The organism is Bifidobacterium choloepi (genome assembly GCF_010667615.1).
GTDB classification, from domain to species: domain Bacteria; phylum Actinomycetota; class Actinomycetes; order Actinomycetales; family Bifidobacteriaceae; genus Bifidobacterium; species Bifidobacterium choloepi.
Genome location: NZ_VYSG01000001.1, coordinates 1,094,687 through 1,107,418, shown reverse-complemented (window position 1 = coordinate 1,107,418; position 12,732 = coordinate 1,094,687). Strand labels below are relative to the sequence as shown.

5 protein-coding genes and 3 pseudogenes are annotated in these 12,732 nt (G+C 64.1%); 4 read left to right on the top strand and 4 right to left on the bottom strand.

The features are described from left to right. Positions 1 to 54: 54 nt before the first annotated feature. Positions 55 to 1,506 (bottom strand): annotated as a pseudogene (locus tag F6S87_RS04505) (amino acid permease); the annotation flags it as partial. A gap of 244 nt (positions 1,507 to 1,750) precedes the next feature. Between F6S87_RS04505 and F6S87_RS04500 the strand changes: the two are divergent. The 4 genes and pseudogenes from F6S87_RS04500 (at position 1,751) to F6S87_RS04490 (ending at position 6,405) form a co-directional block, all read left to right on the top strand. Further along, positions 1,751 to 2,320 carry a MarR family winged helix-turn-helix transcriptional regulator gene (locus F6S87_RS04500; protein WP_163227393.1) on the top strand — a complete coding sequence of 190 codons (570 nt, stop codon included), beginning with the start codon at positions 1,751 to 1,753 and terminating at the stop codon, positions 2,318 to 2,320. A gap of 274 nt (positions 2,321 to 2,594) precedes the next feature. Further along, positions 2,595 to 3,410: pseudogene (locus F6S87_RS08950) on the top strand (ABC transporter permease); the annotation flags it as partial. 267 nt (positions 3,411 to 3,677) lie between these two features. Continuing rightward, a pseudogene (locus tag F6S87_RS08945) lies at positions 3,678 to 4,523 on the top strand (ABC transporter ATP-binding protein); the annotation flags it as partial. 52 nt (positions 4,524 to 4,575) lie between these two features. Next, the gene (locus F6S87_RS04490; protein ID WP_163227391.1) at positions 4,576 to 6,405 is read left to right on the top strand and encodes an ABC transporter ATP-binding protein; all 1,830 of its coding nucleotides are present in this window, start codon (positions 4,576 to 4,578) and stop codon (positions 6,403 to 6,405) included. Between the two features lie 459 nt (positions 6,406 to 6,864). Here F6S87_RS04490 and F6S87_RS04485 read toward each other — a convergent pair whose 3' ends face one another. From F6S87_RS04485 to F6S87_RS04475, 3 genes are read right to left on the bottom strand one after another with little or no spacing between them, the layout of a single operon-like run. Beyond that, on the bottom strand, positions 6,865 to 7,479 hold the full coding sequence (locus F6S87_RS04485; protein WP_163227390.1) for a TetR/AcrR family transcriptional regulator: 615 nt from the start codon (positions 7,477 to 7,479) through the stop codon (positions 6,865 to 6,867). Positions 7,480 to 7,528: 49 nt separating this feature from the next. Next, positions 7,529 to 9,712, bottom strand: a complete 2,184-nt coding sequence (locus F6S87_RS04480; RefSeq protein WP_163227589.1) for a YhgE/Pip family protein — start codon at positions 9,710 to 9,712, stop codon at positions 7,529 to 7,531. Between the two features lie 42 nt (positions 9,713 to 9,754). Beyond that, positions 9,755 to 12,613: a YhgE/Pip domain-containing protein gene (locus F6S87_RS04475; RefSeq protein WP_163227389.1), complete on the bottom strand. Its 2,859-nt coding sequence runs from the start codon at positions 12,611 to 12,613 to the stop codon at positions 9,755 to 9,757. Positions 12,614 to 12,732: the final 119 nt, after the last annotated feature.

Below are 12,732 nucleotides of genomic sequence, written 5' to 3'. Positions count from 1 at the left end.
CATTTCGAGATCGAACGATGCTTCCTCCGCACGCTCGGCAACGCTGGCGCCGCGGCGCTCCCGCACGGTGCAGTACGTGCCGAAGCCGACGAGCCAGATCAGGCCGATGATCGCCGGCCAGCGCGTGCCCGAGCCGATGAACAGCGTGAAGTAGACGAAGCAGAAGAAGATGATCGCGACGGTGTTCCAGAGCCGGTAGCACGGCAGCTTGAAGCCGTCGGCCATGAAGTCGGGCGAACGGCGGTAGCCGCGGTGCGCGAGCATCGTCAGGATGTAGATGAAGATGATCACCGCCGACGAGGCCGACGCGAACGTCTCGAACGCCGAGCTGATCTGCGGCACGAGCGAGACGATCGGGCAGATCAGGATGACGATGGCCGACGCGACGATCGCCCGGCCCGGCACCTTGCTGGCGCTGACCTCGCCGAGCTTCGCGAACTTCGGGTTCTCCGACTCCGACGCCTTCTGGAACAGGTGGCGGCCGGCCGAATACAGCAGCGAGTTCAGGGCCGACGCCGACGCCGTCAGCACGACGAAGAAGACGAGCGCGGCCGCCCAGTTCAGCCCCGCGTACTCGAAGACCATGATGAACGGCGACGTGTACGTGCCGTCGGCGTTCTGCTTGAAGTTCGTCCACGGCACGATGCACATGATCGCCAGCAGCGCGCCGACGTAGAAGATGAGCACGCGCACGATGATGTTGTTGATTGCCTTCGGCAGCACCTTGCGCGGGTTCTTCGTCTCCGAGACGGTGACGCCGACGAACTCGATGAGCTGGTACGCGAAGAACACCATCTGGAAGCTCATCAGGACCTTGAGCCAGCCGTTCGGCGCGAACGAGAAGTCGATGAGCAGGTTCTTGACCGACACGGCGCCGGCGGGCGAGACGCCGGTCTCGCCGGGAATCTGCACGGCGGCGTAGTGATAGCCGATGACGAGCATGACGATGGCGGTGACGATCATCGCGACGATCAGCGTGATCTTGATCATCGAGAACCAGAATTCCGCCTCGCCGAACGCCTTGACTGCCTTGAGGTTGAGCAGCACGAGCGCGACGAGGAAGATGAGCTCGATCAGCGCCTTCCAGCTGCTCAGGTCGATGCCGAACGTCCCGAAGAACGTCACGCAGTAGTCGCCGACGGCCGTCAGTTCCGTCATGCCGATGAGGATCAGCGCGATCCAGTACGTCCAGATCGCGAAGTTGCCCCACCCCTTGCCGAGGTAGCGGCCGATGAAGTTGATGAACGTGTGCTGGCTGGGGTCGCGGTACATCATCTCGCCGATCGCGCGCATCATGATGAACATGACGAGGCCGACGAGAATGTAGACGAGGACGATGGCTGGTCCTGTGTAGGAAATCGATTCGCTTGACCCGAGGAAAAGCCCCGTGCCAATCGTCCCGCCGATCGCGATGAACTGGACGTGCCGGTTGGACAGTCCGCGGTCCATCGAGTTGTTTTCGTCAAGCTTGGCGAGCGAAGCTGAGCTGGGTTGCTGGTCAGTCATAGTGTTTGGCACCGTACTATTGCCCCCCGTGGACACTCTCGTGGACACGCGACCGTTCCGCGGGCGGCGGAGAAATTCATATACAGGGGTAAACTTCGGCGACACTCCGATCGGCGATTTTTGGCACGATTCCCCCGTGGAAGGGTGATGACGGGGGGTATTGACGTCGGACCGTGACGTAAACTATTTACATCTATCAACCAGTTTGTTGACCAATTTGTCGACCGGATCCGAAGGAGCTTCGATGGCCGAGCCCAACTATGCACAGCAGGCGCTCATTGACCTGATGGCGGTCTTTGGTAGCAGCCATTCGAAGGTCGGCGCGACGATGCAGCGCACGATGCACGGCGAGGCGTTCGTCATGCGGACATTGGCGCTCAAGGGACCCCAGACGCCGTCGCACCTGGCCGTCGCGATGAACGTGACGCCCGGCCGCGTCTCGTCGGTGCTCGCGTCGCTGACGAAGAAGGGGTGGATCGAGCGCGTCGAGGACGAGAAGGACCGCCGCAGCGTCCATGTCCGCCTCACCGACGCTGGCTACGAGAGCTTCCGCGACCACAGCGTCGAGATGCGCGACGACATCTGCTGGATCTTCTCGCAGATGGGCGAGCGCCGCACGAAGGCGTTCGTCGACCTCGCCACCGAATTCATCACGTACCTGTCGCTGATCGGCCCCGGCAAGGAGATGCCGCCGACCCAGCAGGCGATCGAGGCCGCCTTCGAGGAGCGCGACCGCCGCATCGACGCCGCCCGCGAGGACAATCCCGACTCCCCGATGCGCAAGCTGTTCGGGCTGCTCGAGGACGAGGACTGACTTGACGATTAACACCCGTCAATTATTCGTGGCAGTGTAGTAATTCCCAGCGAATTCCCAGCGTGCTGCGCCGGTTCATATCATCCCTCAGGATGATCATCTGGCCGTTTTCTCATTATTCGACACGCCGACCAGTGACGTACTGTTGTCAAAATATAGTTCATAGTGTAAATAATTAGTTCAAGATCAATTTCGTCAGGATCCTGACAAAACAGCACAATTCACGGGATCCAGTGCAAGCCAGAACACACAAGACAGGAAAGAAGTAAGCGACATGCTTCGCATCATGAAGTACCTCTCCAGGACGGAGTGGGCGCAGATGGTGGTGGCGCTCGTCACCATCGTCGGGCAGGTGTATTTCGATCTGCAGCTGCCGACGTACATGTCCGAGATCACGACGCTCGTCGAGACGCCGGGCAGCCACATGCACGACGTGTGGATTGCCGGCGGCAAGATGCTGCTCGTCGCGCTCGGCTCGATGGTCTGCGCGATCATCACCGGCTGGATCTACGCCCGCGTCTCCGCGAGCTTCGGCCAGCGGCTGCGCTCGATGGAGTTCCGCAAGGTCGAGAGCTTCGGTCCGCCGGAGATGAACCGGTTCTCGACGGCCTCGCTGATCACCCGCTCGACGAACGACGTCACGCAGATCCAGATGTTCATCACGATGGGCCTGCAAATGCTCATCAAGTCGCCGATCATGGCCGTCTGGGCCGTCTGCAAGATCGCCGGCGACGGCTTCGAGTGGACGGTAGCGACGGCGATCGCCGTCGTCGTGCTCATGGTCGCGATCGTCGTGCTGATGATCTTCGTCATGCCGAAGTTCAAGGCCATGCAGCGCCTGACCGACAACATCAACCTCGTCGCCCGCGAGAACCTGACCGGCATGCGCGTCGTGCGCGCCTACAACGCCGACGCCTACCAGGAGAAGAAGTTCGCGCACGCCAACGACGAGCTGACCGACACGCAGCTGTACACGCAGCGCGGCATGGCGATCATGATGCCGCTGATGAACACGATCATGAACGGCCTGTCGCTCGCCGTGTACTGGATCGGCGCCGCGCTGATCAACGCGGCCGGCATTGCCGACAAGCTCACGCTGTTCTCGAACATGGTCGTCTTCTCGAGCTACGCCGTCCAGGTCATCATGAGCTTCCTGCTGCTGTCGATGGTCTTCGTGCTGTGGCCGCGCGCCGACGTCTCCGCGCAGCGCGTCATGGAAGTGCTCGACACCGAGCCGCTCGTCCAGTCCGGCACGCAGCGCGACGGCATCACGGCCGGCGAGGCCGTGCGCCAGGGCATCATCACGGCCGAGGAGGAAGTCGACCGCTACGCGGGCGAATCGTCGCAGCCCATCCGCGGCGAAGTCGAGTTCCGCGACGTCACGTTCACCTATCCCGACTCCCGCGAGCCGATGCTCGAGAACATCTCGTTCACGGCGAAGCGCGGCGACACCGTCGCGATCATAGGCGCGACCGGCTCCGGCAAGTCGTCGCTGATCAACCTCGTGCCGCGCTTCTACGACGCGACCGACGGCCAGGTCATCGTCGACGGCGTCGACGTGCGCGAGTACGACGTGCAGGCGCTGCGCGACAAGATCGGCTACGTGCCGCAGCAGTCGTACCTGTTCGAGGGCACCGTCGCGTCCAACGTCGCCTACGGCGACAAGCCCGGCGGACCGGAAACCGTCCCGGTCTTCGACACCTCCACCCGCAAGGGCCGCGAGGAAGAGCACGCGATGATCCACAGGGACCCCGAGCTCGCCGTCTCGGCCGAGGACATGAAGGTCGTCGAGGAATCGTGCGCCGTCGCCCAGGCCACCGAGTTCATCGACAAGATGCCGAAGAAGTTCGAGGCGCCGATCGCCCAGGGCGGCACGAACGTCTCCGGCGGCCAGCGCCAGCGCCTGTCGATCGCCCGCGCCGTCTACCGCCGGCCGGAAATCCTGATCTTCGACGATTCGTTCTCGGCGCTCGACTTCAAGACCGACCGCCAGCTGCGCGACGCGCTGAACAGGGAAGCCGCCGACACGACGAAGATCATCGTCGCCCAGCGCGTCGGCACGATCATGGACGCCGACACGATCCTCGTCATGGACAACGGCCGCGTCGTCGGCCAGGGCACCCACAAGGAACTCCTCGAGAACTGCGACGTCTACCGGCAGATCGCCCGCTCCCAGCTCAGCGAGGAAGAGCTGACGGCCTGAGGATTGCCTCGGCACGCAAGAATCGTTCAACGAAAGCATTAAGAAGGTAACCATGCCAGGACCCATGGGGCACGGCGGGCGGGGACCCGTCGAGAAGCCGGAGAATTTCGGCGACGCCATGAAGAAACTCCTCAAGTATTCGAAGAAGTACGTGCCGGTCATCGCGATCGCGCTGATCCTCGGCATCGCCGGCACCGTCTGCCAGATCATCGGCCCGAACATCCTCAAGGACATGACGAACGTCATCACCGAGGGCCTGCCGGCGATCGTCGACGGCAAGGCGATCGACCGCTCGATCGACATGACGCAGATCGTGCGCTACGGCTGGACGCTGATCGCGCTGTACGTCGGCTACGCGCTGCTCGGCTACGTCCAGGCGTGGCTGATGGCCAACGTCACGCAGCGCACGGCGCAGAACCTGCGCACGTCGATCTCCGAGAAGATGAACAAGCTGCCGCTGCGCTACTTCGACAACCACTCGACCGGCGACGTGATGAGCCGCATCACGAACGACGTCGACGCCATCGGCCAGACGCTCGGCCAGTCGCTCGGCTCGCTGATCACGTCGATCACGCTGTTCGTCGGCGCGTTCGTCATGATGCTCGTCAACAACGTGCTGCTCACCGTCTGCGCCGTCGTCATCACGATCATCGGCCTCGTGCTGATGATGGTCGTCATGAAGGTCTCGCAGAAGTACTTCACGCAGCAGCAGATCGCGCTCGGCGACGTCAACGGCCACGTCGAGGAAATGTACTCCGGCCACACCGTCGTCAAGGCGTTCAACGGCGAGTTCGACTCGATCCGCCGCTTCGAGCGCTACAACGACTCGCTCTACGAGTCCGGCTGGAAGTCGCAGTTCCTGTCCGGCCTGATGATGCCGATGATGAACTTCGTCGGCAACCTCGGCTACGTCGTCGTCTGCGTCGTCGGCGCCGCGCTCGTCATCAACGGCAACATGGAATTCGGCGTCATCATCGCGTTCATGATGTACATCCGCTTCTTCACGCAGCCGCTCTCGCAGATCGCCCAGGCGTTCCAGAACCTGCAGCGCTGCGCCGCCGGCACCGAGCGCGTCTTCGAGTTCCTCGACGAGCCGGAGCTGTCCGACGAGTCGCACAAGCCGGCGCTGCTCGGCAAGAACGCCCCGGTCAGGGGCGACGTCGAGTTCTCCCACGTCCGCTTCGGCTACACGCCGGACCGCACGATCATCCACGACTTCTCGGCGCACGTCAAGCCCGGCCAGAAAGTCGCCATCGTCGGCCCGACCGGCGCCGGCAAGACGACGATGGTCAACCTGCTCATGCGCTTCTACGAGATCGACGACGGCCAGATCCTCATCGACGGCGTCGACACGAAGTCGGTCCCGCGCTCGAACGTCCACGACCAGTTCTCGATGGTCCTGCAGGACACATGGGTCTTCAACGGCACCGTCAAGGAGAACATCCGCTACTCGAAGCAGGGCGTCACCGACGGCCAGATCTACGACGCCTGCCGCGCCGTCGGCCTCGACAAGTACATCGAGTCGCTGCCGGACCAGTATGAGACCGTCATCGACGACAAGACGTCGCTGTCGCAGGGCCAGCGCCAGCTGCTGACGATCGCCCGCGCGATGGTCCAGGACTCGCCGATCCTGATCCTCGACGAGGCCACGTCGTCGGTCGACACCCGCACCGAGGAGCTCATCCAGACGGCGATGGACAAGCTGACCGTCGGTCGCACGTCGTTCGTCATCGCGCACCGCCTGTCGACGATCCGCGATGCCGACATGATCCTCGTCATGAAGGACGGCGACATCGTCGAGCGCGGCACCCACGACGAGCTGCTCGAGCGCGGCGGCGCCTACGCCGACCTCTACAACAGCCAGTTCGCGCTGGCCGAGTAGGTCCGCAGGCTCCGCCGTCGAGGGCGGGAATTATTTCCCACCCTCAACAATTCAATGCTTACCCGTGTGCTCTCTCCAGTGGCGACGCGGGAGCCGGCGGCCGTTCCGGTCTCTTTGGCCCCGGCTTCCCGTCGCCTTCCTCTTTTGGAGAGTTTCCGGCGTTTTGTCGGCATGCTGCCGGCCGTATTGGGCACGATTCGTCCGTCCGTGCGCCTGTCTAGACGGATGGATCGTGCATAATTCATCCATCCGGATGATGGCAGAAATAATTTACAGTAATAAAATAAAACTCAACAACTGAACGGCCGCGCCGGCCGGCGAGCACACGGCGGCGCGGACAGGTCGAATATCCGGACTTACCCCTGTGCTCTCTCTCACCGGCCGGGCCCCGCATTTTTTCTTCCCTTTTTGGCGGGGCCGGGTCACTTCTTCCCAGGCTCCCTTCGGGGAGCTTTTTCCTTATGCGCCGACGGTCGGCCATAGCAGCGACGTCATCCGGGCGGCCCAGGCGGAGGCGCGGGCGGCGGAGTCGTCGGCGGGTTCGCCGAGCGCCTGCGTGGCGAGCATCGAGCCGAGGACCGTGTTGAAGACGAACGCGACGTCGATGTCGGCGCGGAACTGGCCGCCGTCGATGCCGCGGCGGACGAACGACGCGAAGCGCTCGCGGGCCGGATCGATGACGTTGTCGGCGATCGCGTGGACGTATTCGCTGCCGCTCGACAGCACGATGCCGACGGCCTTGAGGCCGAGCTGGCCGTCGAAGCTGCCGACGATCCGGCCGAGCAGCTCGCGCAGCCCGTCGCGCGACGCCGGCAGGTCGTCGATCTCGAGCGGCTGGCCGACCGAGAACGACAGCCGGTGCAGCAGGTCCTCGGCGTTGCTGTAGCGTCGGTAGATCGACGTCTTCGCGACGCCGGAGCGCCGCGCGACCTCCTCGATCGTGACGGCGCCGACGCCCTCCTCGATGATGATCTGCAGCGCGGCGTCCATGATCTTGCGGTCGGTCGCCTCGCGCCGCCGCTCGTGCCGGTCGCGGTGCGCCTGCACGGCGCAGGCAATCTTGTTGTCGGACATGAACGATTCCTCCGTTGGAATGTGATGTGGAAAAGTGGTGCGGCGCGGACTACCCGAGCAGCTTCGTGCTCTCGACCTTGGCGGCGTACCAGCGGTTGAAGCCCATCAGCGGCTTGCGGACGAGCAGCCCGAGCAGCAGCAGCGGCGGGATGAACAGCGCGAGGTGGCCCATCGCGATCCAGTAGTCGTTGGCGTAGATGCCGGCGATCGCGCCGCGGATGGCCTTGATCGAGTACGTCATCGGCAGCCACGGGCTGATCTCCTGCGTCAGCGTCGGCAGCAGCACGAGCGGATAGGCGCCGTTCGAGCCGGATATCTGCATGACGAGCATCAGGACGCCTATGGCCTTGCCGATGTTGCCGAAACTGAGCACCATCGTGTAGACGAACAGCGAGTACACGAGCGCGCTGAGCCAGCCCGAGCAGAAGAACAGCAGCGGATGGATGGCCTGCACGCGCAGGAACAGCAGCGTGCCGGCCATCGAGAACGTGACCTGCAGTTCGGCGAGCAGCAGGAAGAACAGGTAGTGGCCGATGAACAGCTGGTGCGGCTTCGGGTTGCCGAGTTCCTTCTGGCGGCGGCGCGAGACCGACGTCTTCAGGCACACGACGAGCAGCAGCGAGCCGGTCCACAGCGGAATGAACGTGTAGTACGGCGTCATCGACGTGCCGAAGTTCGCGACCGGATAGATCGCCTTCGTCTCGAGCGAGACCGGCGCGGCGAGCGTGGCCGCCAGCGTCGAGGTGTCGGTGCCGATGATGTCCTTGACCTTTTGCAGGTCGCCGGACTTGAGCGCGTCGTCGAGCTTCGTCTGGAAGTCGGTGAGCTTCGACGCCGTCTGTGTCATCGACGACGCGGCGTCGGCGATCGCGCTGCGGGCGTTGGCGAGCGCCGTGTCGGCGTCGGCGGTCGTCGAGTCGAGGTCGCCGAACGCCGACTTGAGCTCGCCGACGGCCGTCGACAGCTCGCTCGCCGCCGACGTGAACGCCGTGTTCATGCTCGTCAGGTCGGGCTTGACGTCGCTGTCGAAGTCGGAGGAGATGCCGTCGATCGCGGCCGTCGCCTGCGAGATCAGCGACTTGACGGCGGCCTTGTCGTCGGCGGCCGCGGAGGTCTTGTCGGTGATCTTCTGCGACGCCGTCGTCAGGTCGCTGCTCACCTGCTTGATCAGCGAGATCGCCGAGTCGAGCCGGGTGACGACGGATTCGAGCGTCGACTTCGCCGTGCTCGCGACCGTCGTCGCCGTCGAATTGTCGGACGATTCGCCCGAAATGTTGCCGGCGAGCGTGTTGATCGCGTCCCTGACCGACTGGAAGTCGGAGGCGACGGTGTCGACCTGCGTGTCCAGCGACGTCAGCGACGTGGCCGCGTCCGTGGCCGTCGTGGACGAATCGTCCAGCAGCGTGTCCAGCTGCGTGCTCACCGAGCCGAGGCTCGTCGACGCCGCCGAGATCGCGTTGCCGAGCGTCGTCACCGTCGTGTCCAGCGCGCCGGTCAGGTCGTCGACCGACGACTTGGCGTCCTTGAGCTCGTTGACGGCGTCCTGCGCCGACGAGTCGGCGTTCTTGACGAGCGCGACCGACGAGTCGAGCAGCTGCTGCGTGGCGGTCGTCAGGTCCGAATACGTCGTCAGCGCCGTCGCCGAGTCGCCGAGCGACGACGCGAGGTCGCCGATGTTGCCGCTGAAATTCTGCAGCCGCGTCTGCGCCTCCGGCGTGCTGAGCTGGTCGATCAGCGACGACATGATCGACAGCGCCGACGACGTGATCGTCTTCGCGAACATCTCGTTGATTTCGTAGGCGATCTCGTCGGCGCCCTGGCCGGTGATCTTCGGCGCGAGCGCGTTGAGCTTCTCGTTGTCGTAGTAGTCGAGCGTCGCGTGCGTGGCGTCGGACGTGAAGAACGTCATCAGGTCCTTGCTGAAGTCCTTCGGGATGACGACGGCGCCATAGTAGGTGCCGGACTTCGTGCCGTCGATGGCCTGGTCGGCCGTCGTGAACGTCCAGTCAAGGTCGGAGTTCTCGTGCAGCGTGTTGACGATATCGTCGCCGACGTTGATTGTCGTCGGCAGCAGGTCGCTCGTGTAGCCCTCGTCCTCGTTCGCGATCGCGAACTTCAGGTTGCCGGTGTTGGCGAACGGGTCCCAGCAGGCGCCGATGTTGAACCACGCGAACAGGCCCGGGATGACGACGAGGCCGATCGCGATGATGATCGAGACGACGTTGCCCGTCATGTGCCTCACGTCGCTGACGAAGAGTTTCCAGGTCTTCACCGCTCAGCGCTCCTTTCCGTTGTGGTCGTTGCCGTTGTGGTCGTTGCCGTTGTTGCCGTTGCCGTTGTTGCCGTGGCTGCTGCCGTTGTTGCCGTTGTTACCGTGGCCGTTGCCATGCCCGGTGAAGTCGTCGGGCACGGCATTGTCCGTCCTGACGGCGGGAATCTGCCGCGTGTCAGGCTCCGGTTCCCCGTGACGCCCGTGCTTCCCCGTGTGCTTCGCGCGCTTGTCGGCGAGCTTGCTGGCCCGCTTGGCGAGGCGGACGTGATGCCGCCGCTGTCTCTTCGCTTCCCGTTCGTCGCGGGCGACGGAGCGGGCGTGGTTCGACTTGTAGAGCAGCCCGACGATCGCGTCGTCGTTGAGCGTCGACAGCTCGGCCTGGCGCGACAGCGAGTCGCGGATGTACTCGACGATCATCAGGAACGCGATGATGATGAGCAGCCAGATGCACCAGGCGGCCAGCGCGACCATCTTCTTGCCGTCGTTGACGACCGAGAACACGATGAACAGCGCGAACGGCACGATGATGCCGGCGATCAGCGCGCCCTTGAGCAGCTTCGGATAGCGCTCGGCGAACCGTTGCGCGCGGCCCTGGATCTGCTTGCGGTAGCCGCCGCGGTCCGACAGCGCCTCGAGCGCCATCGCCGCCGAGTAGCGGCGTTCGGGCAGGTAGATCTTCTCCGAGTTGATCATGTCGCTTTCCTCGGCCTCGCGGGCGAACAGCCGGATGAGGTTCGTCAGCAGCGGCCGCAGCAGCAGGCCCATCGCGAACGCGATCGCCGCGAACAGCAGCAATGTCAGGATGTCCTTGATCCAGTGGCCGTCGTAGAACCCGCCGATCGTCTCGCGGAACGCCGCGATCGCGTAGGTGAACGGGAACAGCGGATGGAGTTCCTGGAAGAACTTCGGCAGCATCTCGATCGGGTACAGCCCGGAGGCGCCCGGAATCATCACCATGACGAACACGATGATCAGCGCCTTGCCGACATGCATGAACACCGTCGACAGCATGTAGCAGATCGACAGGTAGCACAGCGATATGAGCATCGCCGTCAGCACGAACACGGGCCGGTTGACGCACTGCACGCCGATGATCAGGTCGCCGATCGAGCAGAGGATGCCCTGCAGGGCCGCGATCGGCGCGAGGAGGAGGAATCGTGCCCAGTATTTCTGGCCGGCCGTCACGTAGCGGTGCTGCAGGCCCTCGTCGTCGACCTCGAGCTTGAACAGCGCCATCAGCATGAAGACGCCGACCCACAGCGACAGCGACGTGAACAGCGGCGCCATGCCGGAGCCGTACGAATTGATCGGGTAGAGCGTCGTCGTCTTGAGCACCGTCGGCGACATCATGAACTCGGCGATCGCCGACGTGTCGAGCGTGCCGTCGTTGCCGAGCAGCGTGGCGAGCGTGTTCGAGCTGGCGAGCGCCGTCAGGTCGGTCGACAGCTGGTCGATCTTGTCGACGAGCCGGCCGAGCAGCGTGTCGGTCGACTCGAGCGCCGTCGTGCCGGAAGACGCGACGGTGTCGAGCTGGTCGAGGACGGCCGACGTCTGCGAGATCAGCGCCGTCGAGCCGGCGGCCGAGCCGGACAGCGAGCCGGCCGCCGTCGCCAGCGAGCTCAGCCCGGAGTTCAGCTGCGGCAGCGCGCTGTCGGCGAGCGTCGAGCTCGCGGAGTCCAGGTCGTCGACGGTCTTGTCGGTCGCCGAATTGAACGTGTCCATGAAGCCGTCCAGGCTCGTCGCCGTCTTGTCGATGCTGGAGCTGAGCGTCTTGAGGTCGCTGATCGACGTCGCGGCGTCGGCGTTGCGGCTCTCGAGCTCGCTGATCAGCGACTGCAGCTGCGTGTTCGCCGACGTCGAGACCGACGACAGGTCGATGCCCTTGAGGTCGGTCAGGATGCCGTCGACGGTCGAGTTGACGGTCGACAGCGTGCCCAGCGCGCCGCTGACATAGCCGTTCGCCGTCGTCACGCCGCTCGTGATCGCGGACACGTCGGACGTGGCGTTGCGCGCCGCCTTCGTCAGCAACGATCCGCCCGTGTTGAACGCCTGCTGCGCCTGGGCCTGGAAGTCGTTGACGGCGCCCTGCGTCTTCGTGAGCAGGTCGCTTGCCGTCTTGAGGCCGCCGGAGGCGTCCGTCGCCGCCGACTGGACATGGTCGAGCGCGTCGCGGGCCGTGGCCGTCTTGCCGGGAATCGACTCGAGCTTGCCCTCGAGTCCCTCGAGCGTCTTGCGGGCGTCCTCGAGCTTCGTCTTCGTCTCCGTCAGCGTGTTGACGGCCGTCGAGACCGTCGTGCCGGTCTGCGTCTGGATCTGCGTGTTGGCCTTGTTGAGCAGGTCGGTGACAATGCCGCTGACCGTCGAGACGAACGTGCTGTTCACCTCGCGGTCGACCGTCGTCGCGCCGACCTCGGTGATGCGCGGCGCGATCGCGTTGGCCTTCTCGTTGACGTAGTACTCGAGCGTCGGCTTCGACGACGTGTCGGTCAGGATGTTGGCGACCTTGCTCGAGAAGTCGGACGGAATGACGATCGCCGCGTAGCATTCGCCGCTCTCGACGCATTGCATCGCCGTCGACTCGTCGTCGAACTGCCAGCCGAGCTCGTCGTTGGTCTTGAGCTTCGCGACGATCTGGTCGCCGAGGTTCATCTCGCCCATCAGCGAGCTGTCGGCGCCCTTGTCCTCGTTGGCGATGGCGACCTTGATCGCCGACGTGTTGCCGTACGGATTCCAGAATCCGTAGATGTTGAACCATGCGTACATGCACGGGATCACGATCAGGCCGATCGTGATGACCCACGCGCTCGGCACCCTGATCAGTCGCTTGAAATCGCGGCGCAGTATGGCCAGTATGTTCCCCATGCGCTCTCTTCCGTCGCCGTCCTCTGTCTTGTCTGGCGCACTATCATAAACGCAACGCTGTACGTAGCGCTACGGACTGCGTTTCGGAATACAAAAAGAGCGCCCTGGAAGGGAGCTGC

Excerpts from the sequence above, each read along its gene's own strand:
- F6S87_RS04480 (WP_163227589.1), bottom strand. The coding sequence starts at position 9,712 with ATGACGGGCAACGTCGTCTCGATCATCATCGCGATCGGCCTCGTCGTC.
- F6S87_RS04500 (WP_163227393.1), top strand. The coding sequence starts at position 1,751 with ATGGCCGAGCCCAACTATGCACAGCAGGCGCTCATTGACCTGATGGCG.
- F6S87_RS04485 (WP_163227390.1), bottom strand. The coding sequence starts at position 7,479 with ATGTCCGACAACAAGATTGCCTGCGCCGTGCAGGCGCACCGCGACCGG.
- F6S87_RS04475 (WP_163227389.1), bottom strand. The coding sequence starts at position 12,613 with ATGGGGAACATACTGGCCATACTGCGCCGCGATTTCAAGCGACTGATC.
- F6S87_RS04490 (WP_163227391.1), top strand. The coding sequence starts at position 4,576 with ATGCCAGGACCCATGGGGCACGGCGGGCGGGGACCCGTCGAGAAGCCG.